The sequence below is a fragment of the Kiloniellales bacterium genome (assembly GCA_030066685.1).
Classification (GTDB): Bacteria; Pseudomonadota; Alphaproteobacteria; order Kiloniellales; family JAKSBE01; genus JAKSBE01.
The window spans coordinates 34430-55623 of record JASJBF010000054.1; the positions used below are offsets into that span (position 1 = coordinate 34430).

20 protein-coding genes and 1 tRNA gene are annotated in these 21194 nt (G+C 69.4%); 7 read left to right on the forward strand and 14 right to left on the reverse strand.

What is annotated here, in order from left to right:
* Positions 1-24: 24 nt before the first annotated feature.
* The 11 genes from QNJ30_26235 to aroA form a co-directional block, all read right to left on the reverse strand.
* Positions 25-672 (reverse strand): phosphoribosylanthranilate isomerase, encoded by a 648-nt coding sequence (locus tag QNJ30_26235; GenBank protein MDJ0946965.1) that lies wholly within the window; start codon positions 670-672, stop codon positions 25-27.
* The gene (locus tag QNJ30_26240) at positions 672-1604 is read right to left on the reverse strand and encodes a hypothetical protein (protein MDJ0946966.1); all 933 of its coding nucleotides are present in this window, start codon (positions 1602-1604) and stop codon (positions 672-674) included. The genes QNJ30_26235 and QNJ30_26240 overlap by 1 nt, the downstream gene beginning before the upstream one ends.
* 156 nt (positions 1605-1760) lie before the next feature.
* Positions 1761-2699 carry a hypothetical protein gene (locus QNJ30_26245; GenBank protein MDJ0946967.1) on the reverse strand — a complete coding sequence of 313 codons (939 nt, stop codon included), beginning with the start codon at positions 2697-2699 and terminating at the stop codon, positions 1761-1763.
* A 208-nt stretch (positions 2700-2907) separates the two neighbouring features.
* Positions 2908-3627 (reverse strand): orotidine-5'-phosphate decarboxylase, encoded by a 720-nt coding sequence (pyrF, locus tag QNJ30_26250; protein MDJ0946968.1) that lies wholly within the window; start codon positions 3625-3627, stop codon positions 2908-2910.
* A 45-nt stretch (positions 3628-3672) separates the two neighbouring features.
* Positions 3673-4797 carry an FAD-dependent oxidoreductase gene (locus QNJ30_26255; GenBank protein MDJ0946969.1) on the reverse strand — a complete coding sequence of 375 codons (1125 nt, stop codon included), beginning with the start codon at positions 4795-4797 and terminating at the stop codon, positions 3673-3675.
* Positions 4798-4838: 41 nt separating this feature from the next.
* Positions 4839-5768, reverse strand: a complete 930-nt coding sequence (locus QNJ30_26260; protein MDJ0946970.1) for an ornithine cyclodeaminase family protein — start codon at positions 5766-5768, stop codon at positions 4839-4841.
* A 62-nt stretch (positions 5769-5830) separates the two neighbouring features.
* Positions 5831-6184, reverse strand: a complete 354-nt coding sequence (locus QNJ30_26265; GenBank protein MDJ0946971.1) for a LapA family protein — start codon at positions 6182-6184, stop codon at positions 5831-5833.
* A 75-nt stretch (positions 6185-6259) separates the two neighbouring features.
* Positions 6260-6541, reverse strand: a complete 282-nt coding sequence (gene ihfB, locus QNJ30_26270; GenBank protein MDJ0946972.1) for an integration host factor subunit beta — start codon at positions 6539-6541, stop codon at positions 6260-6262.
* Positions 6542-6800: 259 nt separating this feature from the next.
* The gene (gene rpsA, locus QNJ30_26275; GenBank protein ID MDJ0946973.1) at positions 6801-8723 is read right to left on the reverse strand and encodes a 30S ribosomal protein S1; all 1923 of its coding nucleotides are present in this window, start codon (positions 8721-8723) and stop codon (positions 6801-6803) included.
* Positions 8724-8813: 90 nt separating this feature from the next.
* Positions 8814-9455 (reverse strand): (d)CMP kinase, encoded by a 642-nt coding sequence (gene cmk, locus QNJ30_26280; protein ID MDJ0946974.1) that lies wholly within the window; start codon positions 9453-9455, stop codon positions 8814-8816.
* A complete protein-coding gene (aroA, locus tag QNJ30_26285; protein MDJ0946975.1) occupies positions 9452-10798 on the reverse strand; it encodes a 3-phosphoshikimate 1-carboxyvinyltransferase in 1347 nt (448 codons plus the stop codon). Before aroA ends, cmk begins: the two co-directional genes overlap by 4 nt.
* 178 nt (positions 10799-10976) lie before the next feature.
* Here aroA and QNJ30_26290 point away from each other — a divergent pair, with 178 nt between their 5' ends.
* From QNJ30_26290 to QNJ30_26300, 3 genes are all read left to right on the forward strand, one after another.
* Complete coding sequence (locus QNJ30_26290; protein MDJ0946976.1) at positions 10977-11369, forward strand: TIGR02300 family protein; 393 nt, start codon at positions 10977-10979, stop codon at positions 11367-11369.
* A 115-nt stretch (positions 11370-11484) separates the two neighbouring features.
* Positions 11485-11560 (forward strand) — tRNA-Ala (locus tag QNJ30_26295).
* Positions 11561-12184: 624 nt separating this feature from the next.
* Complete coding sequence (locus tag QNJ30_26300; protein MDJ0946977.1) at positions 12185-13063, forward strand: alpha/beta hydrolase; 879 nt, start codon at positions 12185-12187, stop codon at positions 13061-13063.
* A 123-nt stretch (positions 13064-13186) separates the two neighbouring features.
* Here the strand turns inward: QNJ30_26300 and QNJ30_26305 are convergent, their stop codons facing one another.
* From QNJ30_26305 to QNJ30_26315, 3 genes are read right to left on the reverse strand one after another with little or no spacing between them, the layout of a single operon-like run.
* Positions 13187-14425 (reverse strand): ROK family transcriptional regulator, encoded by a 1239-nt coding sequence (locus tag QNJ30_26305; GenBank protein MDJ0946978.1) that lies wholly within the window; start codon positions 14423-14425, stop codon positions 13187-13189.
* A gap of 19 nt (positions 14426-14444) precedes the next feature.
* Positions 14445-15218: an SDR family oxidoreductase gene (locus tag QNJ30_26310; GenBank protein ID MDJ0946979.1), complete on the reverse strand. Its 774-nt coding sequence runs from the start codon at positions 15216-15218 to the stop codon at positions 14445-14447.
* A 26-nt stretch (positions 15219-15244) separates the two neighbouring features.
* The gene (locus tag QNJ30_26315) at positions 15245-16837 is read right to left on the reverse strand and encodes a CRTAC1 family protein (GenBank protein ID MDJ0946980.1); all 1593 of its coding nucleotides are present in this window, start codon (positions 16835-16837) and stop codon (positions 15245-15247) included.
* Positions 16838-17056: 219 nt separating this feature from the next.
* Here QNJ30_26315 and xylF point away from each other — a divergent pair, with 219 nt between their 5' ends.
* The 4 genes from xylF to QNJ30_26335 all read left to right on the forward strand — a co-directional run bounded on the left by xylF (position 17057) and on the right by QNJ30_26335 (position 21192).
* Complete coding sequence (gene xylF / locus QNJ30_26320) at positions 17057-18091, forward strand: D-xylose ABC transporter substrate-binding protein (protein ID MDJ0946981.1); 1035 nt, start codon at positions 17057-17059, stop codon at positions 18089-18091.
* Positions 18092-18245: 154 nt separating this feature from the next.
* Positions 18246-19514 carry a sugar ABC transporter permease gene (locus QNJ30_26325; protein ID MDJ0946982.1) on the forward strand — a complete coding sequence of 423 codons (1269 nt, stop codon included), beginning with the start codon at positions 18246-18248 and terminating at the stop codon, positions 19512-19514.
* Entirely contained in the window at positions 19511-20293 is a 783-nt protein-coding gene (locus QNJ30_26330) for an ATP-binding cassette domain-containing protein (protein MDJ0946983.1), read from the forward strand. The genes QNJ30_26325 and QNJ30_26330 overlap by 4 nt, the downstream gene beginning before the upstream one ends.
* Entirely contained in the window at positions 20290-21192 is a 903-nt protein-coding gene (locus tag QNJ30_26335; protein ID MDJ0946984.1) for an SMP-30/gluconolactonase/LRE family protein, read from the forward strand. Before QNJ30_26330 ends, QNJ30_26335 begins: the two co-directional genes overlap by 4 nt.
* The last annotated feature ends 2 nt before the right edge of the window (positions 21193-21194 follow it).

The following is a 21194-nucleotide window of genomic DNA, read 5'->3' on the forward strand; positions in this document are numbered from 1 at the left end:
TAAGTCCAGCCTAAGGCCGGACCATCAGACCGCCGAGAGGGCCTGCAGAAAGGCCGCGATCTTTTCCGGGTTCTTCCGGCCCGGCTTGTCCTCGACCCCGGAGGACACGTCGACCGCGGGCGCGCGGGTGATGCGCAGTGCCTCGGCCAGGTTGGCGGCGTCGAGGCCGCCCGAGAGGAACCAGGGCTTCGGCCAGTCCTTTCCGGCCAGCAGGGTCCAGTCGAAGCTCAGCGCGTTGCCGCCGGGCAGGGCGCCCGTCATGTCCTTGGGCGGCTTGGCGTCGAAGAGCAGCCGGTCGACCACCGGCAGGTAGTCGCGCACGCGCCCGAGATCCGCGGCGCCGGCGACCGGGATCGCCTTCATCACCGGCCGTCCGAAGCGCTTGCGCAGCTCGGCGACACGGGCCGGGCTCTCCTTGCCGTGGAGCTGCAGCAGATCGAAGTCGTAGGCCTTGAGGATCGCGCCCAGGGCCGCGTCCTCGGCGTCGACCGTGACCGCGACCTTGCCCAGGCCGGGCGGCAGGCCGGCGGCAATCCGGGCCGCGGCCTCCGGCGCTACCGCCCGCGGGCTGGGCGGATAGAAGATGAAGCCGACGAAGGCCGCGCCGCCGTCGACCGCAGCGCGCGCGGCCGCGTCGTCCCGGATGCCACAGATCTTCGCCTCGACCGACATCAGGTCTCCTGGTTCTCTCCGCCGACGCGGTCGGGCGGCCCGGCCTGCGCAGCGGGTATCCAGCCGGTGCATTCGCGAAAGGCGATGGAAATGAAGGCGAGGCCCAGCCCCATGCCGACGTAGAGAAACACCAGGACCGCCATGATCGCGATCGGGCCCGGCGCGCCCTCCGTGCCGCTGGCAAGGGCCGCGCCCACTATATTGGTCACGAGCAGCCAAGGCACGACCAGGAGCAACAAGCCCGAGAACAGACGCAACGCCTGGCCACGGGTGTGCCGCCAGGAATCCGACAAACCGTAGCTCTCATCGACGGCGACCGCCGGGAAGACGAACAACAACCTCAAGGTCAGCACCACGGCGACGACCAAGAGCGCGATGACAAGCAGCATAGCGCCCGCAGCTTCGGCAGCGAGCTCGGGCGAGGGCTGGCCGTCAAGGCCGCGAAACGATTCCACAACGGAGAACCCGCCGACGATTGGCAGAGCGGAGATCATCAGCATGACGATGGCATAGGCCAGGAAACGCCAGTGTCGAGGCGCGAGCGGAGGCAGCAGGCTCGGTGCCGCGCGCTTTGGGCCCAGCAGCGTGAAACGATGCCAGGCGACGGCAAAATAGGTTTCGGGGATCAGTCCGAGCAAGATGAGTATCAGGCTCCAGGCCAGCGAACCGGTCCCGCCTTGCTGCATAAAGTTGATCCCCAACGAAAGGGCGTAGGGCAGGGCCGCGGCCTTGGCCAAGTTCGGCAAGTTGCGGAAAACCATAGCGTTGGCCTCCGCGACCGTCTGAAAGACGGGCAGTTTGCGCAGGGCCTCCTGCGGCGGTCCTTGCTGGCTCATGCGCGCTTCGTCCCACTGCGGAACCTGGCACCGCTCCCGTTCTCCGGTCCCGGCAGCCGTCATCTCTAGCAGAGGTGGGCCCTGCTGCCACGCCAATCAATCGCCTGAAGGCGCAGCGGGTGGGTTTGGAACCACCACACTAGGGCACGGCGATATGCGGTCGAATCGACCTCACATCTGAATCGTGCTCTCAACCGCTCAAGGAAAGCGGGCTTCAGATTTGAAGCCGGTTCAGCTTCGGATCGTCCCGCTTCAGGTGGTCAAGGAATCCGCAGGAACCGTCGGTGCGGCGGACTCGGGCTCCGGATACCATCCCGTCAGGCCCTTGAAGGCGGCGACCACGGCGCCGATGACGATCGCCCAGTAGCACAGCCCCAGCACGTAGCCGACGGATATGGAATAGAGGAAGTAGTCTTCCATCTCCGCGATGACCTGCTCCGGAGACATTCCCGCCGGACCCTCGGGCGACATCATGAAGTCCGGGGTCGTCGCCAGGGAGAAGACCATGATCACCACGACCGGCGGGATCGAGACCAGGAACAGCGCGGCGAAGAAGCGCAGCGCCTGCCCCTTGGTGTGGCGCCAGGAGTCGGACAGCGAATAGGCCTCGTCGACCGAGACCGCGGGAAAGACGAAGGACAGCCGCAGCATGATGAAGAGGATCACGCAGAAGAGGACCAGCCACCAGATGGACAGCAGCAGGCTCACGCTCGCCGCGGCCGCGGGGTCTAGGGCGGCGCCTTCCGGACCGATCTCGGGGGCAAGGGCGGCCATGGGCAAGACCCCGAAGACGAGCGCGATCGCGAAATAGATCAGGAAGATCAGCAGGGTGTAGCCGAGAAACCGCCAGTGCCGGCGCCTCGGCAGCGGGAACAACGGCGGCCGCCCTCGGTCGGGCCCCAGCAGCTCCAGGCGGTACCAGGCTACGCAGAAGATGATGAAGGTAAAGATCAGGACGAGGTAGATCAAAACCAGCAGGAGTCCCCGCGAGAATGAGCCGGGCGCACCCAGGATCATCGGCTTCACGATCTGCCAGTAGGCCCAGTAAAGGGGTGCGCCAAGCAGGATCGGCAGCAGGGCGGCCTGAGGCAGGTAAAGGAGGTGTCGAAAGAAGCTCCCGTAGGCCTCCCCGACGACCTTGAAGACCGGCAGCTTCTGGCGTGGCTGGCCGGCCGGCGTTGCCTCTGTCATGCCTCGGATCCCTCCCCTGGCGTCCTGTAAAGTCTGTCAGCCCGTGCAACGACCCGTAGCATTTCTAGCAAAAGTGGCTCTGCTCGCCATCCCTGGTATGTGGGGCTGCGGCTGCAGCTCGCTCCGCAAGCTTGGGTCTGGCGGGACCGCCGCGAGGGACTGGTGGCCGGAGTTCTGGGAATTCTCGAGCTTCGGGGCCGAACCCTGGTTAGGCCGCGGCGGCCGCCAGTTCCTCGGCGATCCGGCGGGCGGCGGCGGCGGGATCCTCGGCACCGGTGATCGGCCGGCCGATGACCAGGTAATCGGCCCCGGCGGCCAGGGCCTGGGCCGGGGTGGTGACCCGCTTCTGGTCCCCCTTGGCGGCCCAGTCCGGCCGGATCCCGGGCACCACCAGCAGGAACTCCGGGCCAAGGGCCTCGCGCAGCATAGCGATCTCGCGCGGGCTGCAGACCACGCCGTCCAGGCCCGAGTCCCGGGCCAGGGTCGCCAGGCGCAGGACCTGCTCGGCCGCCGGGCCGCGCTGGCCGAGCGCCTCCAGGTCGGCGTCGTCCAGGCTCGTCAGCACGGTGACGGCAATCAGCTGGGGCCGGGCGATGCCCCGCGCGGCGGCCGCGTCACGGACCGCGTCTGCCGCCGCGGTCATCATGGCAGCGCCGCCGCTGGCATGGACGTTGATGATCAGCGGCTCGAGTCCGACGGCGGCGCGCAGGGCACTGGCGACCGTGTTGGGGATGTCATGGAACTTTAGGTCGAGGAACAGCGGCTGCCCGCCGGCCAGCGCGCGGACGCCCTGCGGGCCGTGGGCGGTGAAGAACTCCTTGCCGATCTTCAGGCCACCGACCACGCCGGCCAGCGCCGACGCCAGGGCCTTGGCCCGTTCCAGGTCCGGGGTGTCGAGGGCGACGAGGACGCGGTCTTGCGGCGACATGGCGGCCTTCTACCAGCCGCCGCTTTGCCTGTCACCTGGCGCCTGTCACGCGGCGGTGACCTCCCGATCGCCGGCGGCCCAGCGGGCGAAAGCCTGGAACGCCAGGGCGCCGGTCGCGGCCAGGGCCAGTTGCTCGCCGAGCACTGCGCCGAACTTGAACATATGGCCCGAGCAGTTGCTGATCACGATGCAGCGGCCCTGGCGCTCGGCCAGGAAGCTGTCGTCGCTGCGCGGCGTGCTGGCCGTGGTGTAGTAGCAGATCCGCGCCTCCTTGATCCGGTAGTCCTCGGGTTCCTTGAGGAAGGGCGCCAGCTGGGCGAAGAGACCCTCAGGCTCTCCCGCCTCCGGCTCCCGCGAGGCGTCGGGATCGCCCGGGCGCAGGTGCGGGCCGAGGCCGAACTTGAGGCCGGTGCCGTCGACCGGCGGCAGGATGTAGGGCGCGTCCTCGGCGCCCAGATCGCACGCCGGCCCGTCGCGCCAGGCCGTGGCGTAGCGTTGCGGCGGCTCCAGGTAGCAGACGGCCTGACGCTGGGCGACTAGGCCGCCGGCGTAGTGGGGCAGCAGCTTGCCGATCCAGGCCCCGACGCAGACCACGACCGCGTCGCCGCCGTCCCGGCCGCCGCCTTCGAGCTCGATCTCCCCGGCCATGGGATCCAGGGCGACCACCCTGCGCTCCTCGTTCAGCACCACGCCCCGGCTTTCCAGGTGCGCCGCGAGGCCGGTGACGATGCGATCGGCGAAGAGCGGTCCGCTCGGCCGCACCATCAGGCCCCAGGCGGATTCTGGCAGGGCGAAGTAGGGGCAGAGCGTCTCGATCTGCTGCCGGTCGAGAATCTCGTAGGCCTGGCCCATCTCGTTCAGGACCTCGCGCGCGCCGTTGGCCAGGTCGCCGCCCATACCGCCCAGGGCGAGAACGCCGGTGTCGAAGAAATGCCGCGCGCCGAGGTCGGCCCAAAGCCGCTCCCAGGCCTCGAAGGCCTCCAGTACCATGCGGGCATAGCCGGGATTGCCCGGGTAGAGCAGGCGGATCATGCGGTGCTGGTCGAAGGACGCCGCGCGCGGGTTGGGGATCAGGCCCTGGTCGTAGACCACCGCCTCGTGGCCCAGTCGGGTCAGGGCCCAGGCGGTCGAGAGGCCGACCACGCCGGCGCCGACGATCACGACCTTCATGCTTTCCCGGCTCTCATGCCTGCGCGCGCCCCGATCCGCCGTCAGGCGCGCTCGTAGGTCAGCTGCGCTGCGCCGAGGTCCTCCAGGGCGGAGCCCACCGACTTGAACAGGGTGATCTGGTCGTAGTAACGCCGGCCGGCCCGCTCGCCCCGGGTCAGGTCGAAGAGGTCGGCGGCGATATCGTCCTCGGTCAGGACCCCGGATTCCAGTGGTTGCACGATGTCTCCAGCCTCGCTGCAGGCGCCGTCGCGGGTGTCGACGAAGACCCGGGCGCGCGCCACAGCGTCGTCGTCGGCCTCGCGCATGTCGGGCCGGAACCCGCCGACCAGATCCAGGTGCTGACCCGGCTGCAGCCAGGCGCCCCGGATCAGCGGCTCCAGCGTCATGGTCGCGGCAGAGATGATGTGGGCGCCGCGCACCGCCGCCTCAAGATCGGTCGTCGCCGCGACCTTGAAGTCACGCCGGTTCAGGCGGCGGGCAAGCCGCTCGGCCTTGTCCGGGTTGCGGCCCCAGATCAGTACGTTGCAGATCGGCCGGACCTCGGCATGGGCCCGGACCAGGTAGGGCGCCAGCGCGCCGGTGCCGATCATCAGTAGCCGCTCGGAGTCCTGCCGCGCCAGGTAGCCGGCGGCCAGCGCCGAGGCGGCCGCGGTGCGTTTCACGGTCAGGGTCGGTCCGTCGATCATCGCCAGCGGCTCGCCGGTGATGCCGCTCAACAACAGATAAGCGCCCATCACCGAGGGCAGGCTGCGCTCGCCGTTGTGTGGAAAGACCGTGACCAGCTTGATCCCGATGTGGCGGCCGGACTGCCAGGCCGGCATGAGCAGGAGGGTCGCGTCGCTGCCGCCGCCGATCTCATGGTGGTGGCGGACGGGCACCTCGGCGCCCTTGCGGAATGTCTCGCGCAGGCGCTCGATGAGGTCCTTGAATTCCAGTGCGGCCTCGACCTCGGCGGCGGTGATGATACGCATCGTGCCCCAGGCTAGGCGTTTGTCCGAGAGATGCAAATTGCAAGCATGTCTCGGACCTCGCCCTAGTTCCCGTTGGCAACCATCGGCAACCGTTCGTCGCTGGCCTTGCCGCCCGCCGCGCGCTGCTGGAGCTCGGCGGTCTGCCGTTCCAGGCGGGCCGCCTTGCGCCGTGCCTCCCGGGCCTGCCGCCGGGCGGCGGCGCCGGAGAGCCACATGACGCAACCGCCGGCCAGAAAGCCGATCACGAAGCTGACCAATACCATCAGGAAGAGTGGCAGCTCCACGCCGATCTCGAAGGGCCAGAGGTCGAGCGTGACCCGCTGGCGATTGGACAAGGCGAAGGACACGACCACGATGGCCAGGATCACGCCGATGAAGGTGATGAGGATACGTGGGAACCAGGCCAGGAACTTCACCGCCGCCTCTCGAGCTTAGACCCGCCGTGCCGCACGCGCCGAGCCCGAGCCCAGGGCGCCGCGGCCGTGATAAGGTCAGCCTTGGTTCAAGCGTTCGCGCAGCTGCTTTCCCGTCTTGAAGAAGGGAATCGACTTTTCCTTGACCATGACCGCATCGCCGGTCCGCGGATTGCGTCCGACCCGGGCGCCGCGCTGCCGCACCGAGAAGGCCCCGAAGCCGCGCAGTTCGACCCGATTGCCGCGGGCCAAGGATTCCGCGATCTCGTCGAATATCGTGGTCACGATCCGTTCCACGTCGCGATGGAAGAGATGCGGATTCTGCTCGGAGATTCGCTGAATCAGTTCAGATTTCGTCATGCCCCCCTCCCACGGGGAACGCCCCCGGCACAAGCGGTCGTGAAGTGCACCTAGGTTTTTCAGGCGGATTTCTTGGGTGCCTTCTGACCGAGTCCCTTCAAGCTGCCAGAGCCTTTCCTCGACGTCAAGGATAAGCCGTTCAGATAGCGACGTTTTTTAGAATCTTCCTGGACAAGTGCAAAAAAAGAAAAGGCCCGGCAGCGCGGGGCTGCCGGGCTTGATTTCTCACGGGCGAGCCGTCGGCTCGCCCGGGCTCGGCTCAGTCCTTGGATTCGGCCTGCTTTGCTTCGGCCTCGTCCGTCGCTTCGTCTTCGGCGTCGTCCTTTGCCTTGGCTTTGGGCTTTGCCTTGGCGTCTTCAGCCGGCGCATCTGCGGCCTCCTCGGCGTCCGCTTCGGCGGCCTCGGCCGCGTCTTCCTTCTTTGCTTTGGCCTTCTTGGCCGGCTTGGCCGGCTCGGCTTCCTCGGACTTGGTCTTCTGCTGGGCCTTGGAGATTGCGGCACCCAGGATGTCGCCGAGGGTCGCGCCGGACTCCGCGGAGCCGTACTCGGCCATGACCTGCTTCTCTTCCTCGACCTCGCGCTGCTTGATCGAGAGAGTGACCTTGCGGGTCTTCTTGTCGATGGTAGTCACCTTGGCGTCGACCTTCTCGCCGACTGCAAAGCGGTCGGGCCGCTGCTCGCTGCGGTCGCGCGAAAGCTCGGCCTTGCGGATGAAGCCGACCAGACCGTCGGACAGGGTGACCTCGATGCCGTTGTCCTGGACGCGGCTGACCGTGCCGGTCACGATCGCGCCGCGGCGCAGGCCGTCGGCCCCGGCTTGGAAGGGATCCTCGGCCAGCTGCTTGATGCCGAGGCTGATCCGCTCCTTCTCGGTGTCGACGTCCAGCACCTTGCAGCGCACGGTGTCGCCCTTCTTGTAGTCCTTGACCGCCTCGTCGCCCGAGCGCGACCAGTCCAGGTCCGAAAGGTGGACCATGCCGTCGATCTCGCCGGGCAGGCCGACGAAGAGGCCGAACTCGGTGATGTTGCGGATCTCGCCCTCGAGCTCGGTGCCGACCGGATGGCTCTCGGCGAAGTCCTGCCAGGGATTGGACAGGCACTGCTTGAGGCCGAGGCTGATGCGGCGCTTCTGCTCGTCGACGTCCAGGACCATGACCTCGACCTCCTGGCTGGTCGAGACGATCTTGCCGGGGTGCACGTTCTTCTTGGTCCAGCTCATCTCCGAGACGTGGACCAGGCCCTCGATACCGGCCTCCAGCTCCACGAAAGCGCCGTAGTCGGTGATGTTGGTGACCCGGCCGGTGAACTTGGTGCCGATCGGGTACTTGGCGCCGACGCCTTCCCAGGGATCGGCCTCGAGCTGCTTCATGCCGAGGCTGATGCGCTGGGTCTCCGGGTTGAAGCGGATGACCTGGACGTCGACGTTCTGGCCGATCGACAGCGCCTCTGTCGGATGGTTGATTCGCTTCCAGGAGATGTCGGTGACGTGGAGCAGGCCGTCGACGCCGCCGAGGTCCACGAAGGCGCCGTAGTCGGTGATGTTCTTGACCACGCCCTGCAGGACCTGGCCTTCCTTCAGGTTGGCGACCAGCTCCGAGCGCTGCTCGGCGCGGGTCTCCTCCAGGACGGCCCGGCGCGAGACCACGATGTTGCCGCGCGAGCGGTCCATCTTGAGGATCTGGAAGGGCTGCGGCGTGCCCATCAGGGGCGTGACGTCGCGCACCGGGCGGATGTCGACCTGGCTGCCGGGCAGGAAGGCCACGGCGCCCGAAAGGTCGACGGTGAAGCCGCCCTTGACCCGGCCGAAAATGACCCCCGAGACCCGCTCGTTGGCCTGGAAGGCCTTCTCGAGCTGGGTCCAGGCCTCTTCGCGCTTGGCCTTCTCGCGCGACAGCATGGCCTCGCCGTGCTTGTTCTCGATGCGCTCGAGGTAGACCTCGACGTCGTCGCCGACCTTCATCTCGGGAATCTGCCCGGCCTGGGCGAACTCCTTCAGGGCGACCCGGCCTTCGGACTTGAGGCCGACGTCGACCACGGCGGTGTCGCCCTCGATGGCGACGATCTGGCCCTTGAGGACGGTGCCCTCCAGGCTGTCGACGTCGCCCAGGGATTCCTCCAGCAGGGCGGCAAAGTTCTCTTTTTTCGGGGCGCTATCGGCGGCGGTCTCGGTGGCTTGAGCCATGGATGTCATTCCTTTGCTTGAGTGTACGGGCCTGCCGGTTGACTCCGGCGGTCTTCCCGGTCCTCCGGGCTTCGTTGTCGGCCTTGCGGGTCAGTCCCTGCGCCCTCGCGCGGCGACGATGTCCATCGCGGCCGCCAGGGCCGCTTCGCTGTCCAACTCCGTCGTATCCAGGACGATGGCATCCTCGGCCGCTCGAAGCGGCGCCACGGCCCGCTGGCTGTCGCGGGCATCGCGGGTCTGCAAATCCTGCAAGACGCGGGCGTATATAGACTCCTCGCCGCGTTCCCGCAACTCCTTGTGTCGGCGCCGGGCCCGCTCCTCGGTGCTGGCGGTGACGAAGAGCTTGAGGTCGGCCTCGGGGCAGACCACGGTGCCGATGTCGCGGCCGTCCAGCACCGCCCCCGGGGCGCCGGCCGGCGGATTCTCGGCGAAATTGCGCTGGAAGGCCAGCAGGGCGGTCCTCACCTCCGGAATCGCCGCCACCCTCGAGGCCAGGTGGCTGATCCGCTCGTCGCGCAGCCCGGGGCGCGCCAGGTCGGCCGGGGTCAGCGCCTCGGCGGCGCGTCGGGCCGCGGCGGCGAAGCCGGGATCGTCCTCCGCCAGGTCGATCGCGGCGGCTACGGCCCGATAAATCATGCCAGAATCCAGGTGGGCGAAGCCGAGGCGGGCGGCCAGGGCCCGGGCCAGGGTCCCCTTGCCGGCCGCCGAGGGACCGTCGACCGCGATGATCATGGCGCGGCCTCCTCCAGGCGCGCGCCGAGACCCGCCATCAAGGACGCGAAGCCCGGAAAGCTGGTATCGATGGGCCGGCCGTCGTCGATGATGACCGGCCGTTCGGCGGCGAGGCCGAGGACCAGGAAGCTCATGGCGATGCGGTGGTCCAGGCGGGTCGCGATCGGCGCGGGATTGCCGCCGGGCACCCGGCCGCCGCGGCCTTTGACAACCAGGCGGTCCGCGCCCTCCTCGACCTCGACGCCGCAGGCCGCAAGGCCCGCGGCCATGCTGGCCAGGCGGTCGCTCTCCTTGACCCTCAGCTCGCCCAGGCCCTCCATCACCGTCGCGCCTTCGGCACAGGCCGCGGCCACCGCCAGGATGGGATACTCGTCGATCATCCGCGGCGCCCGCGCGGCCGGCACGCTCACGCCGGACAGGCTAGAGGCGCGGACCACCAGGTCGGCGACCGGCTCGCCGCCGAGCTCGCGCCGGTTCTCCTCGCGGATCTCGGCACCCATCTCGCGCAGGGTCTCGTAAAGCCCGCTGCGCAGGAGGTTCAGGCCGACTCCCTCGATCGTCACCTCGGCGCCGGGCAGCAGCAGTGCGGCGACCGCCGGAAAGGCGGCCGAGGAGGGATCGCCCGGCACCTGCAGCTCTGCCGCCTGCAGCTCCGGCTGGCCGGTCAGGCGGATCTCTCGAACCTCGGCGTCATCCTCTTGCCGATCCTCGACCGCGACCTCGGCGCCGAAGTGGCGCAGCATGCGCTCGCTGTGGTCCCGGGTCGGCGCGGGCTCGATCACCGAGGTCTGGCCCGGGGCGGTGAGACCGGCGAGCAGCACCGCCGACTTGACCTGCGCCGAGGCGACCGGCAGGCGGTAGCGGATCGGCAGCGGCTCGGCGCTGCCGGTAAGGGTCAGGGGCAGACGGCAGCCCTCGCGCGCGGTGATCATGGCGCCCATCTGCTGCAGGGGCGCCGCGACCCGCCGCATGGGCCGACTGCGCAGCGAGGCGTCGCCGGTCAGGACCGCGGTCAAGGGATGACCGGCCAGGATGCCCATCATCAGACGGGCGCCGGTCCCCGAGTTGCCCAGGTCCAGCACGTCTTCCGGTGCGACCAGGCCTCCGAGGCCGCGGCCCCAGACCCGCCAGAGACCGTCGTCGTCGCGCCCCACCTCGGCGCCCAACCGGCCGAGCGCACGGGCGGTCGCGAGCACGTCCTCGGCCTCCAGCAGGCCGGCGATGCGGGTCTCGCCGACCGCGAGGGCGCCCAGCATCAGGGCGCGATGCGAGATCGACTTGTCCCCCGGCACGCGGATGCGGCCGAGCAGGCCCTCGCAGGGATGTGCGGTGATGGCAACCAAGGCTTCGGAATCACGCTTTCTGGGCTTAACCGCCACAGCTGTACCACAGGACGTCGGCGCGGCAAGGGGGCGCTGGAAACGGCGCCGATTTACCTTTGACAGCGCACCGCGATCATGGCAATTGGCGGCCGCACGCCGTGCCGGAACGACGACGCCGGGACTACCAGCGGAGGGACACGTGGCCAAGCCCGAATGGGGAACGAAGCGGATCTGCCAGGCCTGTGGTGCCAAGTTCTACGACCTGCGCCGCTCGCCGATCGTCTGTCCCGCCTGCGGGGTCGAGTTCGATCCCGAGGCCCTGCTGCGTTCGCGCCGGTCACGCGCGCCGGGTGCTAAGGAGGACGAGGCCAAGAAGGCGGCTGCCAAGAAACCGGCCGTCGAAGAGGCAGCGCCCGACAAGGACGAGGAGGCTTTCGACGCCGATCTGGAAGACGAGGAGTTGGACGACACCGAAGATCTGCCGGACGAGGATGGCGACGACGCCCTGATCGAGGACGCCTCGGAACTCGGCGAGGACGAGGAAGACCTCTCCGACGTCAAGGTCAAGGACGGCGACGGCGAAGAGCGCTGAGCGCCTCCAAGCGGTCCGGCCCCATTTTGCTCTTGTCAGGGCCGCCCGCCGGTCCTAGGTTCCGCTCGTTTTCCCAGGTGCGGGCCCGGCCGCTGCGCGGCGCCTTCGCACCTCCGGGGCCGTAGCTCAGTTGGGAGAGCGCTACAATGGCATTGTAGAGGTCAGGGGTTCGACTCCCCTCGGCTCCACCAGTTACTTCAAGGGCCTGGTCGCTGCGCTGGCGACCAGGCCCTTAAAGTTTTTGAACCTAACCTGAACGCAAAAGCTTGAAGTAGGGATCGACCTCCCGGCTTAGGCGCGCAAGTCGTCCGGGGAGTAGGCGGGCAAGATCCTCGGCATCTTCGGCGCGCTTCTCGAACCGGCGGCTATTGGCAAGTCCCGCTCCGCTTTCTCGTCGACTATGGGGCACTGGCCCTGGCGGTGGCCCTGTGTCGTCGTCGGAGCAGCACTCAGTTCAAGCGGCCTGCTCGCGAACCTTCGGCGCGGCCGCGGCGATCGTCCCGCCATGCACCGGGGCGGCCCGCAGCTCTAGCAGATCCCCTGCTGCGGAGACCGGTGCCTCACGCCGTGATGGCGTTGAGCCTCCCCTAACTCACCCCGGCGTGGGCCGCCTTCCCCCTTTCCCCTTTGGTCCACGCCGGGGCTTTGTTACAAGGCCGGGTCACGTCGCTCTCGCCGTCGGCCTCGAGCCACGGAACCGGCGCCGCAACCTCGTCGAGTGGACTCGCCGGGAGGCTGCTCTATCTATATGGAATAGATCAAATTATCTGCGCTCAATTGATTCCAATTGAGCGCAGTTTGATCTAGACAGGGCTATGTTCGAAGGCTTCGAGCGATTCGACCTGCCCGGCGAGGGGGCGACGATCCACGGCGTGACGGGCGGCGCCGGCCCACCGCTGCTCCTGCTGCACGGCAATCCCCAGACCCATGCGATGTGGCACAAGGTGGCGCCGCGCCTCGCCGCGGACTTCACCGTGGTGGCCTGCGACCTGCGTGGCTACGGGCGCTCCTCGAAGCCGCCCAGCGACCCGGAGCATGCGGCCTATTCCAAGCGGGCCATGGCGGCCGACTTGGTGCGGGTCATGGAGCGGCTGGGCCACGGGCGCTTCCTGGTCGGGGCGCACGATCGCGGCGCCCGGGTCGCGCACCGCATGGCCCTGGACTGGCCGGAGCGGGTCGTGCGCCTGGCGCTTCTGGACATCGCGCCGACCCGCGAGATGTATCGCGAAACCACCGATCGCTTCGCGCGCGACTACTGGCACTGGTTCTTCATGATCCAGAAGGCACCCCTGCCCGAGCGGATGATGGCCGCCGACCCCGAGGCCTTCTGGCTGTGGAAGTGCGGAGGCGGCTCGGCCGGCCTGACGCCCTTCACCGAAGCGGCGCTCGACGATTATCTCACCGCCTTCCGCGATCCGCGCACCATCGAGGCGAGCTGCGAGGACTATCGGGCCGCGGCCACGATCGATATCCGCCACGACGACGCGGACCAGGGCCGCAAGGTCGACTGTCCGCTGCTGGCACTCTGGGGCGCCCAAGGCGCGGTGGCGCGCAACTTCGACGTCCTGGCGCTCTGGCGGGAGCGGGCCGCCCGGGTGACCGGTTGGCCCTTGCCCGGCGGCCACTATCTCGCGGAGGAATGCCCCGACGAGGTCTACGCCGCCTTTTTCGAGTTCTTCAGCCAAGCGGGATAGCGGCGCGTTGCTAGAGCACGATGATATGAGGTTGAAGCAACCTCATATCTGAATCGTGCTCTAAACTGTTGAAGTAGAGCGAGATTCAGACATGAAGCCGGATTGGTTTAATGTCATCCCGCTCTAGCCCGTCCGCCGTTCCGCGAGCGGCGGCAGGTGCAGCTCGTGGAGCGCCAGGGCGGCGGCGCCCCAGGCCCAGACCTCGTCGCCCCAGCGGTTGACCCGGATCGGCGTCTTGTCGCGGTGGACCGAGAGCACGTTGTCCCGCGCCGCCTGCAGCATCGCCGCCTCGTAGAACTCGTGGAGCTGCATGCGCTCGCCGGAGAGGATGACCAGGGCCGGATCGAAGAGGTTGATCAGGTTTGCAAGGCCCAGGCCGAGCATCTCGCCCGCCCGCTCGTGAATCCGGCGCACCTCGGGGTCCCCGGCACGGGCCATCTCGGCCAGGCGGTCCAGGCCGCGCTGAACCTCGAAGGGGTCGTCCAGGTCGCCCAGGGACAGCAGGCCCCCGGCCTCGCGCAGGATCGCAAAGTCGGCGACGTAGGCCTCCAGGCAGCCGCGCTGGCCACAGCGGCAGAGCGCCCCGCCGCGCTCGATCTTGGTGTGGCCGAACTCCGAGCCGAAGCCCTTGGAGCCGCGGTAGAGCTGCCCGCCGACCACGGCGCCCATGCCGACGCCGTGCTCGACCGTCACCACGATGAAGTCGTCGTGGCCCCGGCCGGCGCCGCGCCAGAGCTCGGCATAGGTCGCAAGGTTGGCGTCGTTGTCGACGAAGACGGGACGGCCGAGGCGCTCGGTCATCAGGGCGCGCAGGGCGACCGGCCCCTCGCCGAAGACCGGGCTCCAGTGGCAGATCCCAGCCGAGAAGTCGATGAAGCCAGGGACCCCCAGTCCGATGCCGGCGATCTCCGCCAGCGTCAGACCCGCGCCGGCGCAGGCCTGGCGCAGGGCGTCCTCGACCAGGTCGGCGACGACCTCCGGCGGCTGGCGGTTGGCGCGGACGGGGACCATGGTGCTGCGCACCAGGTTGCCGGCGAAGTCCGCGACCCAGACCGAGACCTGGTGCATGGCGATCTTGACCCCGGCGACGTGGCAGGCGCTCGGGTTGAGCCGCAGCAGGACACGGGGCCGGCCGCGGACGGAAAGTGCGGTCGCCTCCGGCCTTGGCCGCTCGTCCTCCTGGGCGATCTCGATCAGCCCGGCGTCGAGCAGCTCGCCGGTCACCGCAGTCACGGTCGCCGGGCTGAGGGCGGTCGCCGCGGCGATGTCGACCCGGGCGACCGTGCCGCGCCGGCGGATCTCGGTCAGCACCCGGTGCCGGTTGATCCGGCGGATCAGGTCGCCGTCGGCGGCGGTCTTCATCGGCCTGGGCGCGGCGGAATCATGCCAGGCCGCCGTCGACGATGAACTCCTGGCTGCTGCAGGCGGAGGAGACCTCCGAGGCCAGAAAGAGGACCATCTGCGCCACGTCGCGCCCGACCAGGCGGCGGTGCAGGCATTGCTCGGCCAGGATCCGCCGCTCGTCCTCGGGGCTGATCCAGAGGCGCAGCTGCCTCTCGGTCAGGATGCAGCCCGGGACGATCGAGTTGACCCGGATGCCGTGGTCGCCGAACTCCCGGGCCAGGCTGCGGGTCAGGCCGCGCACCGCCGACTTGCAGGTCGAATAGACCGTCAGGTCGCGGACCCTCAAGGTCGGCGCCACGGAGCCGAAGTTGATGACCGAGCCGCGGCCGCGGGCCTTCATCAGGCCGAAGGCGTGCCGGGCGGCGACGAACTGATGGCGCAGGTTGACCGCTACGCAGCGCTCCCAGAAGGCCGGGTCGACCTCGGCCACCTCGTGGCGCCGGTCGTTGGCGGCGTTGTTGACCAGGACCGTCAGGCCTTCGCCTTGGGACTCCGCGGCGTCGATGGCGGCGCAGAGGGCTGCGTCGTCGGTGACGTCGGCGGCGATGAAGCGCGGCCGTGTTCCGGTCTCGGTCGCCAGCCGCGCGCTCAGGGCCTCGCCGGCCTCGGCGTCCAGGTCGACGAAGACCGTCGCCGCGCCCTGGCGGCAGAAGCCCTCGACGATGTCGGCGCCGATCCCTGTCGCGCCGCCGGAGACGAAGACGGCGGCCCCCTCCAGGTCGGCGTAGCGCGCGGTGTCCAGTTCGCTCATGTCTCGCGGTCTCCCCGTTCCGGCTCTCAGCGCTCGAAGTCGATGCGCTCGCCGGCGACGACCCGGCGCCAGTCCGAGCTTTGACCGTCCGGCCAGGTCACCCGGACCTCGGCTTCCCGGGCGCTGCCGAGCCCGAAGTGCAGCGGCAGGCAGGCGCCGCTCGCATGGCCGCCGCCGACGGCCCGGCGCCGGCTGACCAGTCGGCCGTCGATGCGCGCCTCGACCAGGGCGCCGACGGCGAAGGCGTTGACGCCTCTCTGGCGGACCTCGACCTCGATCCAGCCGGCGGTCCCCGTCGAGACGTTGTGCAGCACCGTCGCCGGCTGGTCGCGGTTGACGGTGACCAGGTCGAGCCGGCCGTCGCCGTCGAGGTCGGCCGCGACGCCGCCGCGCCCGCGCCGGTCCAGGGCGATTCCCGCCGGGCCGCCGGCTTCGGTGAAGGCTTGCCCCGGCGTGCCCAGCAGCAGGGAGTCCGGGTCGAAGGCGGCGAACTCCGGCATGGCGTCGACGTTGCCCTTGACGATCCAGAGGTCGTCGGTGCCGTCGTTGTTGAAATCCGCGAAGTCGGCATGCCAGGAGGTCGAAGGCCGGCGGTCGCCGCCGCTGTGCGGGCGCTGGGCCATGGTGCCCAGCTCCAGCGCCCGATTCTCGAACTCGGGACGGCCGCCGGTCGGGTCGCGCAGCGCCTGGAGGTGGTTGTCCGCCATGTTGGTGACGGCGACCTCGGGCCGGCCGTCGCCGTCCAGGTCGCTGGCAGCCAGGCCCATGCCCCAGATCACCGGGCCGCTCCAGCCCTCGGCGGCGGTCAGGGACCGCGGTCCCTCGGGCTCGAGCCGGAAGAGCTGCTCGGAGAGCCCGCGATCGTAGTACTGCCGGTCGTTGGCCAGGCGCAGGTCCGGTCGGCCGCTGCCGGCCCAGTCGAGGAAGAGAGCCGAGAGGGTGCAGGCGGTGGGCTCCAGCGGCTGCGGCGGCCCGTAGCGCTTTCGGCCGGGCAGCGGTCGGAGGATGTATGACGGGTCGCAGTTGCCGGTCTTGGCCAGGGGCCGGCTGCGGTCGACGTAGTTGCCGACCGCCAGGGTCGGCAGCGCCGCCCCGAGCTCCCAGTGGGCGGCGAAGGCGGTGGTCCAGTCGGCCCGCGCCGGCAGGCCGAAGGCAGCACCGGCCTCCTCGAAGCGGCAGTCGCCCAGGCCGCGCAGCAGGAGGTTGCGCCCGAAGCGCAGCAGAAAGACGTCCATGACGCCGTCGGAGTCCAGGTCCAGGGGGTAGGCGCCGGTCACGCGGCGCGCGGATTCGGCGTCGAGGCCCGGCGCCTCGGACGCGGCCTCGAAGGCGACGGCGCCCTCCGCCGCGCTGCGATTCAGGTAGAGCCGGGCCGGATGGGCGCCGCCGGCGAGCAGCAGCTCGGGCCGCCCGTCGCCGTTGCAGTCGAAGGCGGCCGCGCCGCCGCCGACCATGAAATCGGAATCGCCGCCGTAGACGTGGTCCAGCCCGGACTTGGCGGTCACGTCGCGGAAGCGCGGGATCTCAGGCGTTTCCGACGTCGCGCAGGCGCCGGCCAGCCCGAGGAGCAACAGCACGGCGCCCGATTTAATTCCGAGCCTGAAGTTAATCTCTCGCACGCCCAGCTCCCCTTCTCCTCGCCGCCCCGACCTTCCGACCGGAACGCTACAAACTAGGCCGGCCGGACCGCGCACTGTCGATCCCGGAGACAGTATCGCCCAGCTTTGGCGGCTTGTGGAGTCAAAATAAATTTGACAATCGAATTTAATTGGTCGACCTTATGGTGGTTTTCGCAAGGGACCACTCAACGAATAAGAAAGCGATCTAGGGAGGAAGTCATGAAGGCCGTGCTCAAGCTCATCGCGCTCGCCGCCCTGGCCCTCGGCGGCCTGACGCCGGCCCAGGCCCAGGAGCTCATCGTCGGCGTCAGCTGGTCGAATTTCCAGGAAGAGCGCTGGAAGACCGACGAGGCGGCGATCAAGGCCGCCCTCGAGGCCGCAGGCGCGACCTACATCTCCGCCGACGCACAGAGCTCCTCCGCCAAGCAGCTCTCCGACGTCGAGAGCCTGATCGCCCGCAATGCCAATGCGCTGATCATTCTGGCCCAGGACGCCGATGCCATCACCCCGGCCGTGGTGGCCGCCGCCAACGAGGGCATCCCGGTGGTCGGCTACGACCGCCTGATCGAGCATCCCGACGCCTTCTACCTGACCTTCGACAACGTCGAGGTCGGTCGCATGCAGGCCCGTGCGGTGCTCGAGGCGCAGCCCAAGGGCAACTACGTATTCATCAAGGGCTCGCCGACCGATCCCAACGCCGACTTCCTGCACGGCGGACAGCTCGAGGTCCTGAAGTCGGCCGTCGACTCCGGCGACATCAAGGTCGTCGGCGAGCAGTACACCGACGGCTGGCTGCCGGCCAACGCCCAGCGCAACATGGAGCAGATCCTGACCGCCAACGACAACAAGGTCGACGCGGTGGTCGCTTCCAACGACGGCACCGCTGGCGGCGTGGTCGCGGCCCTGACCGCCCAGGGCATGGAAGGCATCCCGGTCTCCGGCCAGGACGGCGACCACGCGGCGCTCAATAGGGTCGCGCTCGGCACTCAGACCGTCTCGGTCTGGAAGGACGCCCGGGACCTCGGCAAGGCCGCCGGCGAGATCGCCGTGGCCCTGGCGAAGGGCGCCAAGATGTCCGAGATCGAGGGCGGAGAACTCTGGACCAGCCCGGGCGGCAAGAAGCTCAACTCCCGCTTCCTCGAGCCGGTGCCGATCACCCGCGACAATCTCAAGGTCGTCATCGATGCCGGCTGGGTGCCGCAGGAGGTGGTCTGCAAGGGCGTCGCCCCCGGCAGCGTCCCGGCCTGCAAGTGAGCCGCCTCGCCTAGAGCGACGGCCTCTGGGAGTCCTCCCCCGCTAGGGGGAGAACGGGGGAACCTGCCGATGTCGGCGCGATCGCAAAGCCCCGAACGTCAATCCGAATTCTCGGCCCGGACCTCCTCGGGACCGGCCGCGGGGAGGGCCGGCCATGCCCGATGACCTGAAGCGGCGCCTGGCCGCGCTAGAGATCGACACCCGCCTGCTCGGCATGGTCGGGGCCCTGCTGGTGGTCTGGGTCGGTTTCGACCTCCTGACCGAGGGCCGCTTCCTCACCTCGCGCAACCTCTTCAACCTCTCGGTCCAGACCGCCTCGGTCGCGGTCATGGCGACCGGCATGGTCTTCGTCATCGTGACCCGGCACATCGACCTCTCGGTCGGCTCCCTGCTCGGCGTGCTGGCCATGGTGATGGGCGTGATCCAGGCCGAGATCCTGCCCGACTTCCTGGGCTTCAACCATCCGGCGAACTGGGTCGTAACCGTGGGCGTCGGCGTGATCCTGGGCGCCGCGATCGGCGCCGCCCAGGGCTACGTGATCGGCTACCTGGCCGTGCCCGCCTTCATCGTCACCCTCGGCGGCCTGCTGATCTGGCGCGGCGCCGCGTGGTGGGTGACCCAGGGCCGGACCGTGGCGCCCCTGGACCGCAACTTCACCCTGATGGGCGGCGGTGCCGAGGGCACCCTGGGCGCCAGCCTGTCCTGGGGCCTGGGCGTCCTCGCCGTGGCCGCGACCCTGGCGCTTCTGGCCTGGGCCCGCCGCCGTCGCCGGACCCATGGCTTCGCGGTCAAGCCGCTCTGGGCGGAGTTGACCCTGGGCGGCCTGCTCACGGTCATGATCCTCGGCTTCGTCGCGGTCATGAACGCCTATCAGGTGCCGGCCCGGGCGGCGGAGCGAATCCTCAAGGCCCGGGGCCTGGAGGTGCCGCCCGAAGGCATCGCGCTGGCCCACGGCATCGCGATCCCGGTGGTCATCTTGCTGGTGGTCGCGATCGTGATGACCGTGATCGCCCGGCGCACCCGCTTCGGCCGCTACGTCTTCGCGACCGGCGGCAATCCCGACGCGGCCGAGCTCTCGGGCGTCGACACCCGCTGGCTGACGGTGAAGATCTTCGCCCTGATGGGCGTGCTCTGCGCCATCGCCGCGGTGATCGCCTCGGCCCGGCTGCGCTCGGCCGCCAACGACCTCGGCACCCTCGACGAGCTGCGGGTGATCGCCGCCGCGGTGATCGGCGGCACTTCCCTGGCCGGCGGTGTCGGGACGATCTACGGCGCGATCCTGGGCGCCCTGGTGATGCAGAGCCTGCAGTCGGGCATGGCGCTGGTCGGCATCAACACCTCGCTGCAGTCGATCATCATCGGCCTGGTCCTGGTCCTCGCCGTCTGGGCCGACCACGTCTATCGCCGGAGGACCGCGACATGACCGAAGCGGCCACGACGGCCCCGGCCGCTGCGGCGCCCTTGGTCGAGATGCGCAACATCGAGGTCGCCTTCGGCGGCGTGAAGGCGGTCGACGACGTGACCATCGACCTCTACCCCGGCGAGGTGGTCGGCCTGCTGGGCCACAACGGTGCCGGCAAGTCGACCCTGATCAAGGTGCTCTCGGGGGCCTACCAGGCCCGGGCCGGCGAGATCCGGATCAATGGCGAGGTCGCCGAGATCCAAAACCCCCGGGACGCGCGCGGCTACAACATCGAGACCATATACCAGACCCTGGCCCTGGCCGATAACCTGGACGCGCCGGCGAACCTCTTCCTCGGCCGCGAGCTGCTGACCGGCGCCGGCTTCCTCGACGACGACCAGATGGAGGCGGAGACGCGCAAGATCATGGCGCGGCTCAACCCCAACTTCCAGAAGTTCAAGGCCCCGGTGAAGGCGCTCTCGGGCGGCCAGAGGCAGTCGGTCGCCATCGCCCGGGCGGTCTACTTCAACGCCAGGATCCTGATCATGGACGAGCCGACGGCCGCCCTCGGCGTGCAGGAGACCCAGATGGTCGCCGAGCTGATCCAGCAGCTCAAGGCCGAGGGCTTGGGCATCTTCCTGATCAGCCACGACATCCACGATGTCTTCGACCTCGCCGACCGGGTCACCGTGCTCAAGAACGGCAAGCTGGTCGGCACCGAGCGGGTCGAGGACGTCACCAAGGACGACGTGCTTTCGATGATCATCCTCGGCGAGAACCCGAAGCGCCGGCCGCGATGACCCAGGACCTCGACGCCGACCTGCTGCTCGACTGCCGCTGCGAGCTGGGCGAGGGCATCCAGTGGCGCAGCGACACCCAGCGGCTCTACTGGACCGACATCCACGGCAAGCGCTTCTGGAGCTGTGACGCCGAGGGCGGCGCGGTCGAGACCGTCGACCTGCCCGAGCGGCTCGGCTCCTTTGCCTTCGACCCGGCCGGGGCGATCCTGGCCGCCTTCGAAAGCGGGCTCTTCCGCGTCGACCCGGCGACCTGGGCGCGCGAACGGCTGAGCGACTTCGAGCCCGAGCAGCCGAGCACGCGCTACAACGACGGCCGCTGCGACCGGCAGGGACGCTTCCTCGCCGGCGGCGTGAACGAGGACGGCTTGAAGCCGGCCTCCAGCCTGACCCGCTACGGCGCGGCCGGCGGGGTCGAGACCCTGGCGGCCGGCATCGGCTGCAGCAATTCCATCGCCTTCTCGCCCGACGGCCGGCGGCTCTACTTCGCCGACACGCCGACCCGGACGATCTGGGCCTACGACTACGACCCGGCCGGCGGCCCGCTTGGCCTGCGGGCGATCTTCGCGGTGCTGGCCGAGGACGAGGGCCTCCCGGACGGCTCCTGCGTCGACGCCGAGGGCCGGCTCTGGAACGCTCGCTTCAACGGCGCCAGCGTCCAGTGCTTCACCCCCGACGGCGAGCGCCGCACCCGGATCCGCCTCCCGGTGCCCCAGGTCACCTGCTGCTGCTTCGGCGGTCCGGGCCTCGAACGCCTCTACATCACCACCGCCCGCGAGAACATGGCCGCGGAAGAGGTCGCCGCCGCCCCACTCTCCGGCGGCCTCTTCGTCGCCGAGTCCGGCGCGACCGGTCTGGAGGAGGTCCGCTTCGGGTCGCCGCTGTTCGCTCAGGCGGGTTGAAG